Source organism: Rossellomorea yichunensis (genome assembly GCF_032337515.1).
In the GTDB taxonomy this organism is placed as follows: Bacteria; Bacillota; Bacilli; order Bacillales; family Bacillaceae_B; genus Rossellomorea; species Rossellomorea yichunensis.
This window is the reverse complement of sequence record NZ_JAVYAD010000004.1, coordinates 314,176-335,920: the sequence shown is the minus strand read 5'-3', so window position 1 is coordinate 335,920 and position 21,745 is coordinate 314,176. Positions and strand designations below refer to the sequence as shown.

The 21,745-nt window shown below is 43.2% G+C and carries 30 protein-coding genes; 24 read left to right on the top strand and 6 right to left on the bottom strand.

What is annotated here, in order from left to right; all coding sequences use genetic code 11:
* Both RSX31_RS12690 and RSX31_RS12685 read right to left on the bottom strand, forming a co-directional pair.
* Positions 1–192, bottom strand: a complete 192-nt coding sequence (locus tag RSX31_RS12690) for a hypothetical protein (RefSeq protein ID WP_148994906.1) — start codon at positions 190–192, stop codon at positions 1–3.
* 289 nt (positions 193–481) lie between these two features.
* Positions 482–1,264, bottom strand: coding sequence for a CPBP family intramembrane glutamic endopeptidase (locus RSX31_RS12685; protein WP_315634801.1), 783 nt, complete (start codon positions 1,262–1,264; stop codon positions 482–484).
* Between the two features lie 134 nt (positions 1,265–1,398).
* Here RSX31_RS12685 and RSX31_RS12680 point away from each other — a divergent pair, with 134 nt between their 5' ends.
* From RSX31_RS12680 to RSX31_RS12670, 3 genes are all read left to right on the top strand, one after another.
* Positions 1,399–2,013 (top strand): HAD-IA family hydrolase, encoded by a 615-nt coding sequence (locus RSX31_RS12680; RefSeq protein ID WP_148994905.1) that lies wholly within the window; start codon positions 1,399–1,401, stop codon positions 2,011–2,013.
* Between the two features lie 263 nt (positions 2,014–2,276).
* On the top strand, positions 2,277–3,266 hold the full coding sequence (locus tag RSX31_RS12675) for an HD domain-containing protein (RefSeq protein WP_315634800.1): 990 nt from the start codon (positions 2,277–2,279) through the stop codon (positions 3,264–3,266).
* Positions 3,267–3,403: 137 nt separating this feature from the next.
* Positions 3,404–3,973: a CBO0543 family protein gene (locus tag RSX31_RS12670; protein ID WP_315634799.1), complete on the top strand. Its 570-nt coding sequence runs from the start codon at positions 3,404–3,406 to the stop codon at positions 3,971–3,973.
* Between the two features lie 4 nt (positions 3,974–3,977).
* Here RSX31_RS12670 and RSX31_RS12665 read toward each other — a convergent pair whose 3' ends face one another.
* Positions 3,978–4,919 (bottom strand): nucleoside hydrolase, encoded by a 942-nt coding sequence (locus RSX31_RS12665; RefSeq protein WP_148994903.1) that lies wholly within the window; start codon positions 4,917–4,919, stop codon positions 3,978–3,980.
* 179 nt (positions 4,920–5,098) lie between these two features.
* Here RSX31_RS12665 and RSX31_RS12660 point away from each other — a divergent pair, with 179 nt between their 5' ends.
* From RSX31_RS12660 to RSX31_RS12615, 10 genes are all read left to right on the top strand, one after another.
* A complete protein-coding gene (locus tag RSX31_RS12660) occupies positions 5,099–5,743 on the top strand; it encodes an SDR family oxidoreductase (RefSeq protein WP_315634798.1) in 645 nt (214 codons plus the stop codon).
* Positions 5,744–5,856: 113 nt separating this feature from the next.
* Positions 5,857–6,054 carry a nucleic acid-binding protein gene (locus RSX31_RS12655; protein WP_315634797.1) on the top strand — a complete coding sequence of 66 codons (198 nt, stop codon included), beginning with the start codon at positions 5,857–5,859 and terminating at the stop codon, positions 6,052–6,054.
* 64 nt (positions 6,055–6,118) lie between these two features.
* The gene (locus tag RSX31_RS12650; RefSeq protein ID WP_315634796.1) at positions 6,119–6,598 is read left to right on the top strand and encodes a DUF4362 domain-containing protein; all 480 of its coding nucleotides are present in this window, start codon (positions 6,119–6,121) and stop codon (positions 6,596–6,598) included.
* A 48-nt stretch (positions 6,599–6,646) separates the two neighbouring features.
* Entirely contained in the window at positions 6,647–7,024 is a 378-nt protein-coding gene (locus RSX31_RS12645; RefSeq protein WP_315634795.1) for a hotdog family protein, read from the top strand.
* Positions 7,025–7,098: 74 nt separating this feature from the next.
* Entirely contained in the window at positions 7,099–7,257 is a 159-nt protein-coding gene (locus RSX31_RS12640) for a hypothetical protein (RefSeq protein ID WP_315634794.1), read from the top strand.
* Positions 7,258–7,396: 139 nt separating this feature from the next.
* Entirely contained in the window at positions 7,397–7,963 is a 567-nt protein-coding gene (locus RSX31_RS12635; protein WP_148967476.1) for a nucleotidyltransferase family protein, read from the top strand.
* A gap of 13 nt (positions 7,964–7,976) precedes the next feature.
* Positions 7,977–8,528: an aspartyl-tRNA synthetase gene (locus tag RSX31_RS12630; protein WP_315634793.1), complete on the top strand. Its 552-nt coding sequence runs from the start codon at positions 7,977–7,979 to the stop codon at positions 8,526–8,528.
* A gap of 268 nt (positions 8,529–8,796) precedes the next feature.
* Entirely contained in the window at positions 8,797–9,339 is a 543-nt protein-coding gene (gene lepB / locus RSX31_RS12625) for a signal peptidase I (RefSeq protein WP_315634946.1), read from the top strand.
* A 181-nt stretch (positions 9,340–9,520) separates the two neighbouring features.
* Positions 9,521–9,688, top strand: coding sequence for a SunI/YnzG family protein (locus RSX31_RS12620; protein WP_449619200.1), 168 nt, complete (start codon positions 9,521–9,523; stop codon positions 9,686–9,688).
* 68 nt (positions 9,689–9,756) lie between these two features.
* Positions 9,757–11,175 (top strand): bifunctional metallophosphatase/5'-nucleotidase, encoded by a 1,419-nt coding sequence (locus tag RSX31_RS12615; protein ID WP_315634791.1) that lies wholly within the window; start codon positions 9,757–9,759, stop codon positions 11,173–11,175.
* 100 nt (positions 11,176–11,275) lie between these two features.
* Here the strand turns inward: RSX31_RS12615 and RSX31_RS12610 are convergent, their stop codons facing one another.
* The gene (locus RSX31_RS12610) at positions 11,276–12,199 is read right to left on the bottom strand and encodes a bifunctional helix-turn-helix transcriptional regulator/GNAT family N-acetyltransferase (protein ID WP_315634790.1); all 924 of its coding nucleotides are present in this window, start codon (positions 12,197–12,199) and stop codon (positions 11,276–11,278) included.
* A gap of 259 nt (positions 12,200–12,458) precedes the next feature.
* Between RSX31_RS12610 and RSX31_RS12605 the strand changes: the two genes are divergently transcribed.
* The 8 genes from RSX31_RS12605 (at position 12,459) to RSX31_RS12570 (ending at position 18,918) form a co-directional block, all read left to right on the top strand.
* The gene (locus RSX31_RS12605; protein WP_315634789.1) at positions 12,459–14,231 is read left to right on the top strand and encodes a M3 family oligoendopeptidase; all 1,773 of its coding nucleotides are present in this window, start codon (positions 12,459–12,461) and stop codon (positions 14,229–14,231) included.
* Complete coding sequence (locus tag RSX31_RS12600) at positions 14,228–14,467, top strand: hypothetical protein (protein WP_315634788.1); 240 nt, start codon at positions 14,228–14,230, stop codon at positions 14,465–14,467. Before RSX31_RS12605 ends, RSX31_RS12600 begins: the two co-directional genes overlap by 4 nt.
* A gap of 28 nt (positions 14,468–14,495) precedes the next feature.
* Positions 14,496–15,134, top strand: a complete 639-nt coding sequence (locus tag RSX31_RS12595) for a uridine kinase family protein (RefSeq protein ID WP_315634787.1) — start codon at positions 14,496–14,498, stop codon at positions 15,132–15,134.
* A gap of 59 nt (positions 15,135–15,193) precedes the next feature.
* The gene (locus RSX31_RS12590; RefSeq protein WP_315634786.1) at positions 15,194–15,580 is read left to right on the top strand and encodes a hypothetical protein; all 387 of its coding nucleotides are present in this window, start codon (positions 15,194–15,196) and stop codon (positions 15,578–15,580) included.
* Between the two features lie 24 nt (positions 15,581–15,604).
* The gene (locus tag RSX31_RS12585) at positions 15,605–15,844 is read left to right on the top strand and encodes a hypothetical protein (RefSeq protein ID WP_315634785.1); all 240 of its coding nucleotides are present in this window, start codon (positions 15,605–15,607) and stop codon (positions 15,842–15,844) included.
* Between the two features lie 130 nt (positions 15,845–15,974).
* Positions 15,975–16,289 (top strand): hypothetical protein, encoded by a 315-nt coding sequence (locus tag RSX31_RS12580; RefSeq protein ID WP_315634784.1) that lies wholly within the window; start codon positions 15,975–15,977, stop codon positions 16,287–16,289.
* A gap of 246 nt (positions 16,290–16,535) precedes the next feature.
* Positions 16,536–17,879 carry a copper amine oxidase gene (locus RSX31_RS12575; protein ID WP_148994891.1) on the top strand — a complete coding sequence of 448 codons (1,344 nt, stop codon included), beginning with the start codon at positions 16,536–16,538 and terminating at the stop codon, positions 17,877–17,879.
* Between the two features lie 64 nt (positions 17,880–17,943).
* On the top strand, positions 17,944–18,918 hold the full coding sequence (locus tag RSX31_RS12570; protein WP_315634783.1) for a class F sortase: 975 nt from the start codon (positions 17,944–17,946) through the stop codon (positions 18,916–18,918).
* A gap of 194 nt (positions 18,919–19,112) precedes the next feature.
* Here the strand turns inward: RSX31_RS12570 and RSX31_RS12565 are convergent, their stop codons facing one another.
* Positions 19,113–19,958, bottom strand: a complete 846-nt coding sequence (locus RSX31_RS12565; RefSeq protein WP_315634782.1) for a hypothetical protein — start codon at positions 19,956–19,958, stop codon at positions 19,113–19,115.
* Positions 19,945–20,856: a WD40/YVTN/BNR-like repeat-containing protein gene (locus RSX31_RS12560; RefSeq protein ID WP_315634781.1), complete on the bottom strand. Its 912-nt coding sequence runs from the start codon at positions 20,854–20,856 to the stop codon at positions 19,945–19,947. Before RSX31_RS12560 ends, RSX31_RS12565 begins: the two co-directional genes overlap by 14 nt.
* A 97-nt stretch (positions 20,857–20,953) precedes the next feature.
* Here RSX31_RS12560 and RSX31_RS12555 point away from each other — a divergent pair, with 97 nt between their 5' ends.
* Genes RSX31_RS12555 through RSX31_RS12545 form a run of 3 tightly spaced genes read left to right on the top strand, consistent with a single transcriptional unit; the run spans position 20,954 to position 21,743 of the window.
* On the top strand, positions 20,954–21,151 hold the full coding sequence (locus RSX31_RS12555; RefSeq protein WP_315634780.1) for a hypothetical protein: 198 nt from the start codon (positions 20,954–20,956) through the stop codon (positions 21,149–21,151).
* Positions 21,148–21,450, top strand: a complete 303-nt coding sequence (locus RSX31_RS12550; RefSeq protein ID WP_315634779.1) for a hypothetical protein — start codon at positions 21,148–21,150, stop codon at positions 21,448–21,450. Before RSX31_RS12555 ends, RSX31_RS12550 begins: the two co-directional genes overlap by 4 nt.
* Complete coding sequence (locus tag RSX31_RS12545; RefSeq protein ID WP_315634778.1) at positions 21,447–21,743, top strand: RNA polymerase alpha subunit C-terminal domain-containing protein; 297 nt, start codon at positions 21,447–21,449, stop codon at positions 21,741–21,743. The genes RSX31_RS12550 and RSX31_RS12545 overlap by 4 nt, the downstream gene beginning before the upstream one ends.
* Positions 21,744–21,745 lie beyond the last annotated feature (2 nt).

The window sequence follows — 21,745 nt, the reverse complement described above, 5'->3', positions numbered from 1 at the left end:
TCATACATTGTCCAGCGTCTTCTTTTCCTCTTTTTTTTCATATTTTTTCGTAAAGTAAAACGTAAGGATTACCCCGAGTACCACTAAGCCGATACAAACAGATAGAGGGAAGTCCCAACGTGCATAGAGGACCGTCGAAGCCCCGATGATCGTGATCCATTCGAAGGCTAAGAAGGATTTAAGGTATTTCATTGGATGCGCTCCTTTTGTTCCATATTTTTTTATTGGAGGTAGATTAATATTCATCTATTACTTTTCATCGAATAAATCCTCGTCCCCCTGTGGTTCTTTGGTTCCATGCTTATCTTCGAGGAATTGTTGATGCCGTCCCGAACGGCTCTTTCGATAACCAGATAGAAATTTAGTAAACTGACTAGTGCCCCCAGAATCATGAATGGGATCTCCATACTTACACCTTGTATATTTTACTCCAATTCTATTCTTTGAACCTTCAAGCCAGGTACAGTGTGGATTAATTCCACTAATTTATCCACCCATTCAACACCATCCCCACATTCATCACCATATGAAAAACGATCGAAGGGTAGATGCTATCGGTCTTTAACACCACGATGGCATAGAATAGTCCTCCGAAAGAAAAGAGGAGGCTGAGTAGCAGCGGGATTCCGATGGATAAATGTAACAAACCGAACCCGAGGCTTGTGACCGTGACGGCATAAAGGACGGATACGTTTCGTTTCAACGATGATAGCATGACGCCTCTCCAGATAAGCTCTTCCAGTGTAGCGTTAAGGATGGTAAATCCTATAGCGAATAGGAATAATGTTTTCACCTCACTGACTTCGGGTGACCATATGAGTGGGATGAAGATGGTGCTTGATCCCGCCAGCCCAATCAGTAAGAATGAGGGCAATGATATGGTATGGGAGGGCATGGAGATACGCCTTCTCGAATTCGGGAACACAGTGAAGAAACGGATCTTTTCTTTTGATATCAAGTGTGAAAGTGCTAATGCCAACAGAATAAATAGAAGAAAACTTCTGTTCAACAGGATTTTCGTTTCTTTTGAAACATCCCACTCGTTGATCCAGCCGGTTACAAGTTGAAACAACAGTAACCCGAGCAGGAAGAAGAGGAATAGGGAAATGACGGACCGGTTCTTTTTAGCAGAGAGATAGAGGATGAATAGACCCAGTAGCGGAAGCAATCCCCAATCGAATACTCTATATGAAAGAAGGGTGATGCCTGTGAAAAACAGGGCGGCCGAACTAATAAGGAAAATCGATTTCTGTGAACGGATCATCAAGCCCCCCTTTTGTTATCCTTGAAAATATTTTAGCATAATTTTCCTTTTCGCATGAACTCTTTTTTACATTGTAATGGAGAGTGATTTGTATGTGGTAAAATAAGGATAGTTTTATAAAAGGGGGAATGATCATGTACAAACATATCATTTGGGACTTCGATGGCACACTTTTTGATACATATCCCGTGATGGCGGGGAGCTTCAAGGAAACGCTTGATAGTCATGGATTCGAAGAGCCGTTAGAGGAAATTACGAAACAGATGAAGGTATCGATCACGTCTGCTCTGAAACACTATGAAAAAAAGTATGGGATTGGGAAAGAGTTCGTCACAGCCTACGACTCCCGCAGAAAAGAAGTGGAATTCGATTTGTCCAAGCCCTTTGAAGGAATCGTGGAGCTTTGTAAGCATATTCATGAAACGGGCAGAAAGAATTATTTGTATACTCACAGAGGAGAGTCTTCGATCAAGATGCTGGAGAATTACGGGCTGACGGGCTATTTTTCCGACTTCATCACCTCTCAGCACGGGTTTGAGCGAAAGCCGAGTCCGGATGCCATCCAGCATTTGATTCGAACCCATCATATCGATCTTTCTGAAGCGATCATGATCGGGGATCGGGATTTGGATTTGGAAGCGGGGAAGAATGCCGGGATCAGCTCCTGCTTTTTTACGGATAAGATGGAAGAGAATCCTTATGCTGATTATGTTGTGACGAGTGTGGAAGAATTGTATTCGATCATTTGAGGGTTGAACTACGATGATTTTTTGTGGTTGGGTTCATTGGCTGCAGAGTACAATGAGTGAGAGGGGCGGGCCGAAGAATGGGTTATTAGGTTGTTGATTTTCCTTGCCATGCACTGCATATTGGTGTATGCTGATTTCGAAAATATATAGGTGACATAGGGAAACTATGTTGGCGTCCATTTGTTAATGACGATTGTTATCGTAGCGCAGTGCCTCCTGAGTATCGGGGGGCACTTTTATTTATATCTAAGGGGGAATGGGTTGTGTGGTTAAAGGACGATCTGTACGGAGAATACAAAGTAGACAAGGTATTGGAAGGACTGATTCTAAGTGATCCGGTTCAACGATTAAAGGGGATCCATCAGGGAGGAGCCAGTTTCCTGGTCAATGAGGAGTGGAATGTAGCCAGATACGAGCACTCAGTGGGTGTGATGCTCTTGATCAAAAAACTGGGAGGATCAATAGAAGAGCAGATTGCAGGATTACTGCATGATGTGTCCCATACGGCCTTTTCCCACGTCATCGATGGGGTTCTCGATAATCTTTCTGAGGATTACCACGAAGACATTTTCGAACAGGTCATCCTTGATTCTGAGATTCCACAGATCTTGGAGAAGTACGATTATGACTATAGGGATATCCTGCTTGATGATTCGAAATGGTCCTTGCTTGAGCAACCGGCTCCTGAGCTTTGTGCAGATCGGGTGGATTACACGTTGAGGGATATGTACAGATACGGGTTTATTTCTTTGAAAGAGGTTCACGATTTCCTGGATGAAGTTGCAGTGGTGGAAGGAAAGATCTGTGTAAAATCCATTGGTGCAGCTGAGTGGTTTGTGAAAACGTATTATACAGAGGTCATTGACTTCTTCATGAATCCATTGAATATATATGGAAATCATTCATTTTCCAACGTATTAAAGGCTGCATTAGAAAAAGGATGGATCAGCCTGGATGATTTTCTTGGGGAAGATGAAGAAGTACTCCTGAAACTTCAAAAGGCCGATGACCACATTGAGATGCTCCTAAATGAACTGACTCAAGACGTATCTATAGAAGAAAACAAAGCCGATTATGACATTCATCATAAAGGAAAGGTGAGGCTGATAGATCCCACGGTTATAGATAGGAATGGATTGCTGCAGTCGTCTGTTTTGTCGGAAGAAGTGAGACAAAGAGGCGAAGCCGCTTATGGGATCAGTAAAACAGGACGGTATTTGAAGGTGAGAAGACATGGGGATCAGTTTAGTTGAATAGGATCCTGCTACGGGTCGAATAAGAAAAGCGGGAGCGGGTCGTCCTAAGGATGACCCGCTTTTTATACTGTAAAAACATAATAGCTCATTTTCCTGCTCATACTATAGTATATACGTTTAAAGGAGCGAGAACCATGACTGAATCCCAGCAGACAATGCTTAACCGTTTAAAAGAGATCCAGGAGAATCAAACTGACATGTGGACCAGCTACTGGCAGCAATATTCGGATTTTGCCACCTGGCCATTTTGGATGTTGGCTGCATTGTTTATACTTCCACTCATTGTGTTATTTTTTGTCCTGGATAAACGAAAGGCCCTTCTTATAGGGTTCTATGGATATAATGTTCATGTTTTTTTTACATACGTAGATGCCATAGGAGCTAACATGGTGAAGTGGTTTTATCCATATAAAATTTTTCCGGTATTGGCGAGCTCGGTATCTTTGGACGTGTCCCTGGTCCCCGTTGCCTTTATGCTCATGTATCAATTTACATTAAATCGCAATAAAAATTACTACCTGTTCATGTTGCTGCTCAGTGCAATCTTTGCATTTGCTTTCAAGCCATTGCTTGTTGCGATAGGTTTGTTTGAGATGAGTAGGGGGACGAATTATTTCACCTTATTCATTGGATACGTAGTTGTCGGTCTGATTGCGAAGTGGATCACGAATGTCTTTGTTTACTTTGAAAAGAAAGCTCATTGATCTTTCAGGGTCTCCCGTCTGCCTTTCCCATGACATTGATAAAATCTTCGACAAACATTGGATAGTCCAATTCAAGGTAGATGTTGATGTTTTTTTCAGCCGGCTTGGAAGTGGGCCTGAAATCTGCGATGGACGTTCCCATTCCTGTTCCCGTGGTCAAGATGTTAATCTCTCTTCTGATGGACTTGCCCATTTCCGGGTTCGCCATCAGCGATAGGGTCACGACATCATGCATGGGTGCACCGTTTATTCCAGGAACGAGCTTCTTATAAGCATCAATATAGTACTCCATGACTTCATCCATGATTTCAATCAATGGGTTATCTGACATCTGCTGGATATAACGGATTTGGTCCATGGTGATGATGGCTTTGTTCGAGACATTCAAGGGAACGACGAAAAGGTTGTTCAGATCCCTGACCACCACCTGTGACGCAATGGGATCTCCATAGAAGTTCGCTTCTGCAGAGGGGGTAACGTTTCCAGGAACCAAAAAGGCGCCGCCCATAATGTAAAATTCCTTGATTTCCTCGACGATCTTTTCACCTAATAAGTGAAGGGTGGCAAGGGATGTGTTTCTCCCCACGTCAACTATGGTGATATCGTCCTGTTCCTTGATGATTTTGAAGAGTTCTGAGAAATTGGTCAGTTCACCAGATATGCTCTCAGGAGGTCTGATGGGTCCGAGCCCTTCCTGCCCGTGAATCTCAGGGTAGTAAGTTGGGATTTCCCCTGATGATGGACTATTGGTTCCGCCGATGATCGGGACATCCTCTCGTCCGGCGAGCTTGAGCAAGTAGGCAATATTATCCGTTGCCTGCTCTTTTGTTGTGTTCCCATAGCTGGACACGATAGCGAGTACCTTGATGTCGGGGTTCAATAAGGCGTACATGATGGCAATGGAATCATCAATGCCTGGGTCCGCAAACAAAATGATTTTCTTCATCGGACATTCTCCTAATCAATTATGATGTATTTATATAACGTATCAATGGAAAAAAGGGATTATGCCTTTGAATGGAGTCTATTTATATGAAACTACTGCCCAAACAGAAGATTTGTCATCATTCACGAAACATGTGATGATGAATTCATATCAAATTTATCGGATAAGGAGATGAGGATATGAACGTAGCAGTAGTAGGAGCAAACGGACAAATCGGGAAGCAAGTGATCGGGCTCTTAAAAGAAAGCAGCGAGCATACGCCAAGGGCCATTGTGAGAAAGGAAGAGCAGGCCCGGGCCTTTGAACAGGATGGGGTCCAATCTTCACTGGTGGATTTGGAGGGAACGGTGGACGAGATTACACATGGTCTGAAGGGTGCAGATGCCGTGGTATTTACAGCCGGATCCGGTGGCAAAACGGGAGCGGATAAAACATTGCTCATCGATTTAGACGGAGCGGTCAAAACGATGGAGGCGGCCAAACAGGCAGGAATCGACCGGTTCATCATGGTGAGTGCCCTGCAGGCTCACAATCGTGAGAACTGGAACGAGTCCTTAAAGCCGTATTATGTGGCAAAGCATTTTGCCGACCGTGCACTGGAACAGAGCGGATTAACCTATACCATCATCCGGCCTGGCGGTTTGTTGAAAGAAGCGGGTAAAGGGAAGGTGACCGCAGGAGAGAATCTATCAAGAGAGACGATTCCACGTGAAGATGTAGCGGCCACGATCGTAGCGAGCCTGGACGAAGAGCGTACATTTAATAAGGGCTTCGATTTGATTACTGGAAATGATGGGATTGAAGAGGCTATTCGAAACGTATAATGGAGAAGAAGGAATGATCATCCTGGGGGTGGTCATTCTTTTTTTTGTGAAAATTAATGATTGTGATCAGCAACCTATTTTGAAATAATTGGGAGTGAGCTAGGGGGAGTCAAATGGAATGTACTCATTGTAAAAGTGAAATGGTAAAAGGATGTAACGTCAATGTTGAAGGTGTCATGTACGGGATAATGATAAGTAAAAAACGTAAAGGTTTATTCAATAAGGTGTCGGAAAAACCGAAAGCAGCCGTTTGTTCGAACTGCGGCTATGTGGCTTTTTATATTGATGATTTTAAACAATTCAGAGAGTAGAAATATGAATACATAACAATTAAATTTCTCACAACCGATATTAAAAAGTGAAGGGGGACATAGCGTGATTAAGAGAAAAGGATTCATTCCTTCGTTGCTATTCGGAAGTATCATTTTGAGCGCTATAGCAATCGTTGCGTTCTTTGTATTTCAAGGTGATGAGGCGAGAGAAATAATCAAGGATGGATTCTCAGATGATGAGCAAGTCTCCCAACCGAACGTAGAAGAAGTAATCAATGAACACGGAAACATCAGTAATATAGAAGCTTTAGATACCTTTATTGATAAGTTGCAAGATAAACAAAAAGCAAAAATCAATGTGATCCATTATGGGATTGAGGGGCAGAAAGTGGTTGAAGAATTGACCTATAATGGGGAGGATGTCCACGTTTATCGTAGCGTGGATGAAGAATTCATTGAAGAATACCGGTGTGAAAATGTGGTGAAGAATGAAGGTGATCGAAAGAAACAGTATATTTTGAAGCAATGTACAGGAAATTTCACTGGGGATACTGTTTTATTATCTAAAAATATTGAGGGTTAGTTCAGTAAGTGCAAATCATGCTGATTCGGAAGCAATAGGGGGATGAAAATGACTTTGAAAGTAGGAGATATCATCAGCTTTGGACGGACTTTTAATAGAAGAGATGTTGAATTGTTCACCGAGATTTCAGGTGATGAAGGCATTCACCATTTAACGCCGGATGAACAAGGAAAACTAGTGGTTCAAGGATTGTTGACGGCTACTTTACCAACTAAAGTAGGTGGAGATCATAACGTATTGGCTCGGGAGATGAATTTTGAGTTTTTAAGACCAGTATTTACTGGGGATACCATCATGCGCGAAGTGAAAATTGAAAATTATGAAAGAACAGAAAATGGCAGAGCAGCTATCAGGGCCTCTTTTTTATGCAGAAATCAGAAAGAAAAAGAAGTTTTAAGAGGGGGTTTTTCAGGAGTAATACTTTAATCCGACTCGCTGGGCATGACGAATACTCTGGAGAGATAGCGTGATGGACCTGAACCAACATACGGGAGGAAATCATGGGATTTATCATTACATTTATGAGCATATGGTTATGCAGTTTTCTGATTGCCAGATTGCTAAGTCCGTTTGGGAAGACGTATTGGAGAAATGATTTAACGATTACTTGTGCACAAGCATTTCTGATTACACTCCTCTTGTTTTTATTTTCAAGATGATTCAACGGACGTTAATGAAATTAAGATGTTAGTCTCTCAAAAAGAAAACCGGATTGACGTTCTGGTTGCTGAAGAGGTTATAACCAATTTCAAGGGGTAACTTTAGAGTAGAAATAGATTGGTAGAGGAGTATTTTCAAATGCTGAAAAATGAAGAAGATGTCATCAAGTTGATTGAGAACGACCCTGGCATGATGGAGATTATTAAGGCTGCAAGTTCATTGGATCTACCCGATTGGTGGATATGCGCTGGATTTGTACGTTCAATAATATGGGATACTCTCCATGGATATAAAGAAAGAACCAATCTTCAAGATGTGGATGTCATCTATTTTGATAAAGAAAATTGTGATGAAGGAATCGAAAAAAGGTTAGAAGCAGAATTACGATCCATCATGCCTCACATTCCCTGGTCTGTTAAGAATGAGGCAAGGATGCATGTTGTAAACGATCTTCCCCCTTATACTTCTTCTGAGGACGCAATTTCAAAATTTCCTGAGACAGTCACTGCTCTTGGAGTGAAGTTGGACAGGGAAGGTCATTTGGTCCTAACTGCTCCTTGTGGATTGGATGATGTGATCAAGCTGGAAGTGAAGCCGACTCCTTTTTTTAGAGAGACGGAAGAGCGAGTTTCCATTTATGAAGAGCGGATTAGGAAGAAGGATTGGAAGGGGACTTGGCCTGGGGTTATCGTTCATCATGTATAGAAGAGGAGAAAACGTGAAAAACGCTACAATTCTAAAATATGTATTTTTATTTATAGTTGTTATAGCCCTTACTGCTTCTTGGGCTTATGCAGAAGACCAGGACTCGTATTCAGAACCGCACAAAGCCATTCAGGCGGTGGATAAGGACCTTCAGTTGATTCTTGCTTATAAGATAGGGGATGAGTCCCTGTACTTTTTCATTAAAGATAAGACCAATCTTGGGGCTACGAAGGTTCGAAAGGGAATATTCGGCTGGAAAAGCGGGATGTTTACCTGGGGGCCGTTTTATCCAGACAGGGATTATGAAAAGCTGCAAGGAATTCAAGGACATGGACAGGGCTTGGTGTATGGCCTGATCAGAAATGGTAATGAGAGAGTCGTGACCGTTGATGATCAAGAAGCTTCAATTTTAAATTTGTCCTTGTTATCCCCCTCTGTAGTAAAGGAATATCAATTGGAGGGGTTATATCTTTGGTATGTTGAAAGCGAAAAAAATCTTAATGATCAGCAGGTTAAGTTGTTGCATAAGGACACTCGGGAAATCATTGATTCCGTAGAATTATAGAATCAAATACATACAGGGAGGGGGAAGACGGTATGATCGATTAATTATGGTTGAAATATATTTTTTTTTAGCGAGTTATGCTTTATTGATATTTTTGTTTAATAAAGGAATGAGAAAGTGGTTTAAAGTAAAAAAGAAGAAGCTGTTCTCCTATCATCATTTAATTGAAACTTTCACCGGTTTCAAACGTATGTAAGAAAAAGTAAAATTGGCATTAGTGTAAAAGATGCTATTTCTTATTTTAAGGAAAGAAAAGAGGATGGAGATCGTGGTTGAACAGGAAAATGTGGTTTTAGAATGGGTTAAAGCTTTGGTGATCGCATTAGTCGTTGTCTTTATTGTCCGTACGTTCTTAGTCACTCCTATTATGGTGAAGGGATCTTCGATGAATACGACTCTGCAAGATCGGGAGCGGATGATTGTGTCCAAGTTAGGGGATACAGAGCGATTTGATATCGTCGTGTTTCACGCAAATGAGGAACAGGATTATATTAAGCGTGTGATTGGACTGCCTGGAGATAAGATCGAGTATAAAAATGATACGTTGTATGTGAATGGAAAAGCGTATGAGGAGCCGTACCTTGATGAGCAAAAAGAGGGTATTCAGGGTGATTTGACCAGGCCTTTTACCTTGGAGGATACGGCTGTCGGGCAATCGACCGTTCCGGAAGGCCATCTGTTCGTGATGGGGGATAACAGAAGGGATAGTAAGGATAGCAGGCATATTGGGGCGATTCCAATGGAGGAGATAGTTGGGACTACGAATGTTGTGTTTTATCCGCTTAAGGATATGAGGATTGTGGGAGAGTAGTTTATTTTGGGAAGACGCTACACAATCGTAACGGCTTTTTTCTCAAGTGCTAGAAGCAACTCATTTAGTGAATAAAGATGGGAGTGAAAGATATGGAAGTAAAAGTCTCAAAGAATGACGATAACTTAAATATCAGTGGCAATTAAGTAACATCATTATTCCTTTATCTGATATTAAAAAAGTGCGAGATGATGATACATATGGCGGTGAAGGGAAAACAGCAATGAGAATAGGTTATCCATATGGACACATGGATAGAGTCGTGATCCAAACAAGTTCAGAAACGTTTATTCTGTTCACTAGTAATGGTGGGTTGAAAGAGAAGATATTGTCCTACATTGGGGCATAAAGAGCACAGTACTGATCACTACACGGTCATCGAGTTAAGTAAGCACTTATAAAAAGGGGGAAATACACATGAACAAAACCATCACCATTCTTCACACCAACGATCTTCACGGAAACTATGATTTGGTCGTACGGCAGGCTGGGTACATAAAGAAACGTGTCAGGGAGCTTAAGGCGCAAGGAGAAAGTTATTTATTGGTGGATGGCGGGGATCATTTGGATATGAGCATCAATGAGTGCCTGGCGACAGATGGCCATATGCATTTAGAGATGCTTGCGGATGTCGGGTATCATGCGATGTCTGTGGGGAATAATGAGCTGCTGCGATCGACACCGGCGTTGATACGAAAGCATAGCCGGGAGTCCAGTATCCCGTGGTTGTTATCGAATCTTGTAGAGGGTGACGGGACTCCCATCGGCGGGATGAAAGAAACGCTCCTCGTGACAGTGGATAACGGTGTGAAGGTTGGATTATTTGGAGCGACCGATCAATTCGAGGATCTTTATGAAAACAAGCACGGATTCAGGAATTTGGAAACCCTTACAGCCATTAAAAAAGCGGTGGCGGACTTAAAAGCTCAGGGTGCAGATGTCATCGTCTTTCTATCCCATCTGGGTTATGGTGCAGATGTGGAGATGGCGAAAGAAGTCAGTGGCCTGGTCGACGTGATCGTAGGGGCTCATTCTCATACGGTGCTTCAAAGTCCCGTTGTTGAATCAGGCGTCGTGATTGTTCAAGCGGGGTCTCACGGGCAATTTGTGGGTGAGTTACAGTTGGATTTACATATCGAGAATGGTCTTCATAAGATTGAATCCTTCGAAGGGAAATTAGTCGAAATCACTCTCGAATCCGAAATCGATGCCAGCATGGAAGCCATTTTAGAAAAGGGGCGTGAGGAAACGAATGAATTTCTGTCTGAGGTATTGTTTACGACGAGGGAAGATCTTACTCATGCTGATATCATTCAATTAATGGCAGATGCCGTTCGGGACTACTGGAAGTCTGAAATTGGCATTATGTATGGTGGAGCCGCAGTGGATCAAGGCTTGGAATCCGGCGATGTGACGAAGGGCGATGTGTACAACAGATGCAAAAGCATGCATTCTCCTGTGTTGATGGAGCTTAAAGGTGAACAAATTGCGAAATTGATAGAGGATAGTTTTAATGGGGAGGTTACCTCCAAACAGGTATACGGAAATGGATTCAGGCCGCATGGGATCCCGATTGGGGCTTTAGCGTTCTCTGGAGTTACGTGGAGTCACCATGACGGAATAATTTCTGATGTTAAAGTGAATGGGGAAAGCCTGGTGGAAGAGAAGGTCTACAGAGTAGGGACAGGGTCTCCGTTATTGTACGAAGAAGCATGTGGATATTCTTCGGTGAGGGGAAATACATTGATCGAGGTTGGAAAGACCGAGATGGTGAAGGATGTGTTTATGAATTATTTAAGAGCCTGCCGGGAAAATTCGGTGATGTTAAATCTATAGGATGTCAGTGACCGTCCCTGGAACTTCTTTTTGAGTAATGACCCCTAATTTTCAACTTATCCTTTTGTCGAAAATTGGGGTCAGACTCCCGTTGATCCTGCTATTCAGAAAGATCGAGATCCCATCGTTCTTCCATTAATGTAGTCCCGGTCCATTCATCATTTGGCTTTTCTTCCGTTAATTTAAATTGATATTTCTGGTAGAGGTATCGAGCGGTTGTTAATGTGCTCACAGTCCATAAGAATACATGGTCATAGCTGTTTTCTTTACAGAAATGAAGGGCAGTCACCATGAGCTTTTTTCCTATGCCCATTCCTTGATAGTTCTCATCTAATACGAACCACCTAAGCTGAGCAACGGTATCACTTGACTTCGTTATGGCAATTGAACCGACGATTTCATTATTTACTTCAGCGACCCATAGTTCTCCTCCATCTGAATTCATCATGAATTCAGTCAACCCTTTCATGACATAATATTCGAACATTGGACCAAACTGATATTTCCTGTCGTACAACCTTCCATGTAAGTATGCGACGTATCCCAGCTCACCTGGTTGAAATGGTCGGATGGAAATCACTGGCCGGGCTTGCGGTTCATCCGAATAAATGGTTTCGATTGTTTCCATAGATGAAACTAATTGGGACAGTTCTTGTTCGGTCAGGTTTTCAATCATTTTAGCTACTCCGAAATTAGCATTTTCAACCAGATCATGATAAATGCCTGTACCCTTGTCGGTGAGGTAAAGGGAATATTGGCGTTTGTCATGGCTGGACTGCTTTTTCATAATGAGGTTTTCGTCTTCAAACCGTTGAATGATCCGGCTCATATAGCCCTTATCAATTCCAAGGTTCTCTCTAATCTCTGTGGAGGTACAGCCGTTCCTTTCATGAATGTCTGTTATGACTCGGGCTTCTGTTAACGAAAAAGGCTGGTTATATAGTTCCTGATCAATCTTACCAAGTACATTTGCATATAATCTGTTGAATTTACGGATCTTCTCGATAACTTTAATTGATTCCATGAATAGCCCTCCTTGGGATCGTGAATCTTTCTACAAAATAAGTGTAATGTATATTAGTTGACTAAGTCAACTATATCCTGGGTATGTGTAATCTGGAGAAATTCTAACAGGTATATGGTTTATGATCCGCTTTCGCAATCTTTGATTACTTGTTCAAAATTAAAACTTATGAATTCTAAACAAGTAAGAGTTGGAAAATAGTTCAAAAAAAGGTAAAATAAGAACATACGTTTCGTTCGGAACTTGATAGGGGGAGATAATGGTGACTCAAACAAAATATAATCCAATATGGAATCTCGACAGCATCTTCAAAGGTGGAAGCACATCACCCGGATTGCATGACCATATGAAACAGACGGAAGCCAAGATCATGAAACTGGAGGAGACCATGAAAAAGTGGACGACTCCACTTAGCGGTTCGGATCAACTAGCAGGCTTCCTTGATCAGCTTAGAGAAATAAAGCAGTCCATATCACAAGCAAGATCCTACGCCATATGTCTTCTTTCAGAAAATCCGAAAGACCAGGGCGCACAATTCTATAGAGGGGAAACCACGGTTCATCAATCAAAATATGATTCTATTATCAGTGATCTGAAAAGGAAATTAGCACATGCGGAGGAACCGATATGGAAGCGTTTGCTTGATTCAGAGGACTTAAAGGAGTATCGATTCATCCTGGGTGAATGGCGTGAAGAAGCGGACCGGGAGCCTGTAAAGGAAGTGTCGGGCCTCATGGCAGACGGGTACCACGCCTGGGGGCAGTTCTATCAATCGTACATGAGCAGTATCAAGGTCCGGGTGAATGGTCAGGATTTCTCGGTTGGACAGGCGATCAATCTGCGTTCGCATCACGATGCTTCGGTTCGAAAAGAATCTCATGAGGCACTGGTGGAAAAGTGGACGGAACATGAGGGACAGTTCGCGCAAATCCTGAATCATCTCGCAGGATTCAGGTTGAACATGTATAGGAGCGTGGGGATTGAAGACGTCCTCCAAGTCCCTCTCGCCCAAAACCGGATGAAGGAAGAAACGCTGAATAGCATGTTTTCAGTCATGGAGAGATATAAAAAACCCTTTACCGATTATCTGAACGTGAAAGCCCGTATGAATGGTGATGCCAAAATGAAGTCCTATCACTTTTGGTCCCCGATGAATCACCATCACCAAGGGATCGAATACGGGGAAGCCGCAGCGTTGATCGAGGAACAATTTCGTATGTTCGGGCCGGAAATGGGTCGGTTCGCGGAACAGGCTTTTCGTGAAGGTTGGGTCGAAGCAGAAAACCGTCCTGGAAAGTCTGCGGTTCCCATTTGTGCAGGGTTTCCGTTAACAGGGGAGTCCAGGGTGTTCCTCACCTTTCCCGGCACCTTCAAAGGGGTGTTGACCCTTGTGCATGAACTGGGTCATGCCTTTCATAACCATGCGATGAAATCGGTGAACGGGATGAACAAAGCCTATCCCATGAGCTTGGCCGAAACGGCGTCGACCTTCGCAGAGATGATCATCCTGGAGGCGGCCATGGAAAAAGCGGAGTCTGACGAAGAGAAGCTGTTTATCCTTGATGAAAAATTGAAAAGAAGCGTCATGAATTTTATGAATCTACACGCACGGTTCATCTTTGAAAAGGACTTTCACGAAGAGCGAAAAAAGGGGTTCGTCCCCGCAGCACGCTTGAACGAACTGATGGAGACTGCCATGGAGAAGGGGTGTGCGGGTTCCCTTGATGAGATTCCGGTTCATTCATGGGTATGGACGCCCCACTTCTATAAAACAGAATCTCCTTTCTATAACTTTCCTTACACTTTTGGGTACTTGCTTGCACTGAATCTCTTCGCCAGGGCGAAAGAAACGGGGAAAGGATTCGAGGAACAGTACATGCACCTCTTGCGGGATTCAGGAAGTATGTCGGCAGAAGAACTCGTCATAAAGCATCTGGGGGAAGACATTACGGAGGAAGCCTTTTGGGAAAAAGGGATGAGGTTGTGTGTAGAGGATAGCGAGGAATTTGTAAGATTGGCATCTTCCCAATGAAAAGAATTCAGTTGCTGATAGCCCTTCCTTCCATTCTATTATTATGTGTTTCTCTGTTTTTCGATCTCGATTACTTACTCTATCTATCCCTGGCCGGATTCTTACTGACAATGGTCATCAAGCAATTCAGGATGCGGCATCGGATGTATGAACTGGGGCATCCAGATCGGAATCTTGATCGGCATGAAAATGGGGAAGAGGATGATTCAGAAATTGATGTCAGCGGGGATGATTGAGAATAGCTTATAAATAAGGAGAGAATTCATGGACAAGATCTTACATAACATAGCCAATCGATTAAACAAGGTGGATGGCAGAATGGTCATCGGCATTTCAGGACATGGTGCTTCCGGTAAAACTACGTTTGCCAAAAAGCTTTTTACGCTACTGGAAGGAAAAGGGGTAAATTATATCAACACCGATTCCTATATCGTCAATTCCGACGTCAGAAAACACACCTCCATCCGATATGAATACAACAATGAAATCCATCAATCCAAAATGACCGCTTGCCATCCTGCGGCCCACCATCTATTCGCCCTCGACCGGGACGTAAAGATGGTAAGGGAAGAGATGGACTTTTACACCCTGGACGTCCCCTATGAACGAAGTCAGCTCATCTCGTCCCGAAATAACCTGACAATTATAGAAGGGATGTCTGTTGCATTCAGCAATCCCGATCTATACGACCTAAAGATATACTTTTATACGGATGGTGAGACGGAGCTCATGAGAAGGGGAATCCGCGATGTTTCCGAAAGAGGGATGGATGTGGAGTATTTACGAAAAACCCACGACGAGCGAAGAATTCAATATGAAGTCTTTATGCACCCGAAGCATGAGAATTTTGATGTGGTGGTGAGGAATTCGGATGAGGAGTATTGGGTGGAAAAGGAAATATAGTAGGTGCAGTTCTATTTATGGTTTTTTAACATGATAAATAAACCGCTGGAGGTAAAATGGTGAAGAGAGCTTTAGGTATATCAATCATTGGCTATTTTTATATTTTTGGAAGCATCGTATTATTGTTCACCTCTATTTTTTATCAGGCTGGTGCTGACACCATTGGCATGTCAGAACGGTTTGGAGTATCGGTTGTACCTGAACGTATCATGAGAGTAGTAGTGGCATTCTTTTCACTGTTGATGGCTTATGGGTACATGAGGTTGGAAAAATGGGGTTTTTGGTTATTGATCTCGTATTCGGTACTATTTGGATTCATAAGTTTCATATTATTAACGAATGAACCTCAACAGCCCTTTATAGGGAATTTTGTTTTTTCAATAATCGTCTTGATTTATACGATTTATGTGAAAGAGGCATTTTTAAAGACTGCTCCGACAAATTAGTCTATTTAAGATAGGGGAGATACTATGAAGGATAAAAAAGGCACTAACATACTGATCTTTGTCGGTTGGTTATCGGTGATTTTTGCCGTCGTTACTCCCTCTATCCTTCTAGGGCTCATTGCATTTTGCATGGGCCTGGTCTTAAAGAAAGAATACGAAGAAAAACGGTACGGAATAGTTTTCATGATTTTGGGAATCATGAGCGGAATATCCGGTTATGCGATAGGCCCACTACTGATCTGGTACATAGAAAAAGCGCTTTAAGGGAGTTTATCAACAGAAGATAAGCTTCGGTTGCAGGTGGAGTGAAAGTATTACAATTCGACATTAACTGAAAATTGAAACTTTTTAGCGACTCAACTCGTAAATATTCATAATACGAGGGGGAATTAAAATGAAGAAATTCATAACAAGAACGTCATTAGTAACGGCTGCGTCACTTGCTATTGGCATTTGGATCGGGAGCCTTCTGTTCTCTTTTTCTTACGGGGAATGGAGCTTTTTCATCGGTCTCGGACTCACAGTGGGACTTTTCTTTTTCAATAGTAGCGGTGGTGCGCTATCGAAAGGGGCTACTATGGAAGCAAGTGAGGCAGGGTGGAAGATTCAGAAGGACAGTGAGCTGAAAGCGAATGTAGGTTCAGTGTTTTATGGAGCGGTTTTATTTACGTTGATCAGTTTTATCATTATGATGGTTACATATTTTTAATGATAGCATAAAAGGTTTCAAGGATATTCTTGACTAGCGTTGATTGAGTAGGGAAAGCGAAGGAACCAGCAGAAATAAAAGGTATAACTGCAGTAGAAATAAAAGGACAAAGGTGCTTACAACCACCTTTGTCCTTTTATTATTTCAAAAAATAAAACTTTTTTTGAAAAAAGTGATCCATATCAAAATACGCTTCGTTATCTTACCAGAACACAAAAAACAAAACAAAAAAGGAGAGTTAAAAAAATGAAAAAAACAAAGATACTTAAGAAAATTGCAGCACCGATGTTAGGATTATCTCTATTAGCTCCGACGGTAAGTTTCGCGGCAGAAACGCCGACAGCGGTGACGCCGGCTTCCGACCTTCGTTCCACATTGGACCAATTACTATCTGAACATTATGTATTAGCGGTCAATGCCATGGTGAAGGATTATAAAGATGCACCGGATGAGAAACAGGCATATGAAGCACTCAATCAAAATGCACTGGACATGACACCGGCAATTGAATCGATTTACGGTAAAGAAGGCGCTCAGAAATTCGAAGAGATCTTTGCCGGACATAATGACTACTCTCCGGATTTCGTAGAAGCGGCACAATCCGATGATGCGGAAATGAGAAAAGCTGCAGAAGCCGAAGTGAAAGAATTCGTCAATGAATTCTCAGCATTCCTTGCAACAGCAACAGAAGGAAATCTTCCAGAAGAGGCAGCAAAAGAAGTACTGGCAGCACATGAGCAGGATGTCATCGAAACATTTGACAGCTATGTAGAAGAAGATTATAAAGCGTATCAAACGAACTTCAAAGAAGGGTACGACAGAATGTTTGATATCTCTAAAGCGTTATCCGGAGCGATCGTAACGCAGATGCCGGATAAATTCAATAACACAAAAGCAGACGCACCGGCAGCGGAATTACGCTCTACATTAAATAATCTGGCAGCAGAGCATTTCGCTTTAGCGGCAATGAGTATGCAGAAGGGTGTAAGTGAAGCACCTGATTATGACACGGCGACTTGGGCTGAAGACATGAACACAGAAGCCTGGACGAAAGCCATCGGATCCATTTATGGTGAAGAAGGAGCGGCACAATTCAAGAAGTTATGGACGAGTGAGCACATCAATGCACAGGCAGACCTTGTAAGTGCGACATTAGCAGGTGACGAAGAAGCAGTGAAGGCAGCGAAAGACAGCCTGGGTATGTTCACTGAAGAATTCGGTACATTCCTTGCGACAGCAACGGAAGGAAATCTTCCGAAAGACGCGGCCATCTCTTCTCTGAAAACACATGAAGATCAAGTTGTGAAAACGTTCGACTCGTATGTAGCGGAAGATTACAAAGGAAGCATGGATAGCTTCCGTGAAGGATATGCGTTCATGTTCGGTGTAGGGAAAGCACTGGGCGACGCGATTGTGAAGCAAAATCCTGAGAAGTTCGCATCCAGTGACATGCCGGAACAAATGCCAAACACCGGTATGGGCGGTGCAGCTGATCAACAAATACCAATGGCTGCATGGATCACATTTGTCGCAGTAGCATTAATGGCTGGTGGAATCATCATCAAGAAAAAATTTGCTGATCAACAATAATTCATAGAGCCATGGGAAGAGCGGGAATCTGCTCTTCTCTCTTCTCTTAAGTGGAGGGAAAATGATGAAGAAACGAATACTTATCATACTGATCGCGGTCCTTATGATTGGTGTTGTCAGCTTTCAGGCAATCGCAAAGGACGGACCTGAGAAAGAAAATCAGACAACTCAATCCGATAAGAAACAAACAGTGGAAAAAGAAAAAGTGAAAACCGGGGTGGGTACCGCCCATAAGGAAGAAGAGTTTGTTCTTCTTGACTCTTTAAAGAAGAAAAAAACAGAGCTTGAAGAGCAGATAAAGGTTCAAGAAGAAGGAATTACGCCTTCCCGTGTCCAGATTCCGAGCATGGACATCGATACCAGCATCATTCCCGTGGGATTACTTGAAAATGGGGAAATGGAAGTTCCTGAAGAAACCGATGTGGTCGGATGGTACGACCGCGGGGTGAAGGTGGGGGCAAAGGGAAATGCCGTCCTTGCTGGACATGTCGACAGTAAGAAAGGCCCGGCGATCTTCTTCTACCTAAAGAACATCAAGGTAGGGGAGAAGATCATCGTCACGGATAAAAAGGGGATGAAACGAACATTCGAGGTGAAATCGAAGGAAAGCTATCCGAGTGACGAAGCTCCGATCGAGAAAATCTTCGGACCCTCGGACAAACGGAACCTGAATGTCATTACGTGCACAGGTACGTTCAATCATGACGAACACCTTTATCCGGACCGGCTGGTCGTGTATACAGAGCTCATATCTGAAACCAAAGTCAATGAGCTTGAAGCTCCTGAACCACCGACGGCAGTCGAATACGATACCGGATCCCTTTCCTGGCACTCGGTCAATGATGATACGGTGATGGGTTACAGAGTGTATAAAAAGTCCTCAGGCGCGAAAGAGTTCGAACATATCGAGAGCATTTCAGCACACGAACGGAAGAGCTTTTTTGATGGAGAGGGTAAAAAGGGAGATTCGTATTATATTACAACTGTGAATATTGAGGATAAGGAATCTGATCCGTCTGAAAAAGTGGTAGTGGAATAAGATTTGGTATGGGCCCTTTCTCAAACGGAGGGTCTCTTTCTTTAGAATGATTAACGAAGCTAAAGGGAGGGGGAGTCTCCTTCGAAGGGGACTCGTTTGGATAAACATGAAAAATAAGAGGAGTTTCCCAACTTATATCCGATATGATAGTACATAAAAAGCCGGGCTCACCAAAATAGAGACCGGCTTATTTTCTATTCAACAAACGTAAGTCTGACCGGCTCAACAGATTCCAGGCTGGCCTGATACAGTGTAATCTCACCCGCAGGAGGATTGGGATCATTGGAGTGACTTTGGAAATTCTCAATCAGTCCGATCGTCCACTCCGCTTCCCCGTCATGGACGAGGACGATGGCAATGGTGCCGAATTGAACGACATTGTCCCAATTGTACTTCTCGATTTTTCCATCGTGGTCGATGGAGATTCCCTCTGTCGTGCTGTCGATCCTTGCACCATCTCCTTTCCACTGACCCTGAATCGTTGGTCCGACATAGGAATACGAAATGCCGGAATCCCTCGCACCGTATGTTCCGATGTACTGATGGATGCTATTGTCAGCGGCTGGATAGGTCAATACCGCTAAATCTTTCTCCAGCCATTTCACCTTGAATTCACCTTTCGTTTGATAAGGTAGCACTTCCTTTGGCCGGGCGAGGATCCGATAGTATGTTCTGTAATAGACGGCTTTCCTGGTACCTATATCTTCTTTTAGGACGAATTGGTTCTTCATGCCGGGTGAAAAGCTTACAACCTGTGTCGTTTGCTGTCCATGGTGGATGATCAATCCTCCTTGAAGAAGAATGAGGATCGCTACCACCACGGAGGATAGGACTTTCCATGTTTTTGGCAAGGTGAAGAGGATGAAGATGGAGGCAGCCATGCCAATGATGATCAGGATATTGAAGAGATAAAACAACCGATTGTCGATGTATTCCACCTTATATGTTGCGTGCAGGAACAGGTAACCCATCTGGAAGATGAATAAGGTGATGGATAGGATGAATAGCACACGCCCGGTTATTTTCTTAGTCGATTTCATCCGGCTGTACCTCCTCTTGGAATGACCAGGTCCGTCCCCGGTCTATTGAGATGAATTTTCCTTTGACCTTCCCGCCTTTATAATCGCCGTTCGGACCTTGATTGACATAGACGGCCAGGTGATCTTCTTCTTTGAACGGGACTTCCGCTATGACAAAGATTTTTTCATATTGATCAGGGATGTCCATCGAAGCCTCGTTCCATGATTGTCCCCCGTCTTGTGTGACTTGGAGGTCGGGCTGTTCCGGATTAAGGATGCCAAATGACAGGAAGCCGGTATTTTCGTCAACAAATCCGCCATCAGATATGAGTCGCGTGATATCGGGGCGTGGCATCTCATTCCACGATTTCCCGCCGTCTTTCGATAAGTAGACGGTCGTCAATTCCTGTGACATTGTCCGGTCGGCTGAAAGGATCGCATAGACGAAAGAATCGTTGATAAAGTCGACTTTCCTAAAACGTATGGGCGGAGAGGAGCCTGTTACCTTGGCATCTTCCCATGTCTGCCCTTTATTATTGGAGTAGATCAATCGGACGCCTTTATCTGGGGAGCTGTAGTCATGAGTATATAAAAAGGCAGCACGATTTTGGTTCAGAACATAGCTCGCCTCGATCAGCTCGTCCTCATTTCCACTATATTCCCCTTCGAAAAGAAGTTCTTTTTCTATAGGGACTTTCACCCACTCATCTCCTTGGTTGTATGTAATCTGCAGCTGATCCTGCTGAAGTGAGTATCCAACTGGGGCAGCTTCGTTCACTGGTAGAAGCGGAGGGGGAACGGGATCACTTATTTCTGGCATCTCAGGTTGGTTTACGTTTGGCGTTTTTTCAAAAATGAATGTGCCTGCGATGATTCCGATGACCATCAAACAAGCCGTCCCAATCATGATGTATTTCACGTTATCAGACTCCTTTGGTTATATTTTCTATTTTATCATGAGGGAAGGATTGAATAGGATAACATATTTTGGAATAATAAGGGTGAGGAGGGATTGTATGAAGACTAATGGGTATCTCATCCGTTTATCATTCTCCATCATGTTGATATTTGGCGGGACGCTTGCGATTAATTATAGTAAAACGGGAAATTTTCTTGTGTATAACCTTATCACGACGTGTGTTGGTATGGTTCTCATTTTGGCATCTTGGATGTGGAGGACCAGGAACAAGGCAAAAGAGGGGGAAATGATATGATGGTTTGGCTTAATATCGGCAGCCTGTTACTCGGACTTTTGGCATGGACACTACCTTTGGTGAACCTCTTCCGAAACAGAAAAAATCACGTCGCTTTTACCATGTTGAGCATGGGGGCGTGCGCCGTATCCCTGTCTTTCCAGATCTTTTATCACTATCATCTGGTCACGATCGGGGACTGGTCCGCGATTATGGACATATCGGGAGCCGTGGCGTTCGCTGCCGCCGTGCTTCTCGGAGGCACGATTCTTTTGAATGCCATTACATTGATTCCTCATAAGAAAGAGGTGATATCATGACTTCGAGTGGAAATGTGAAGATTTGCGACAAAGGTCACACCTATGTGAAAAAGAGTGATTGCCCGACCTGTCCCGTTTGTGAAAAAGAACAAAAACCTGAAACCGGATTCCTTTCCAACCTTGCAGGTCCGGCGAGAAGAGCGCTGGAGAATAACGGAATCAAGAATTTGGAAGAGTTGGCTGCCTGCAGCGAGAAAGAGATTCTGGCTTTGCATGGAATGGGCCCGTCGTCCATACCGAAGCTTCGGAAGGCGCTTGTAGAGAATGGGTTGTCGTTTAAAGGGGAGAGGTGAGG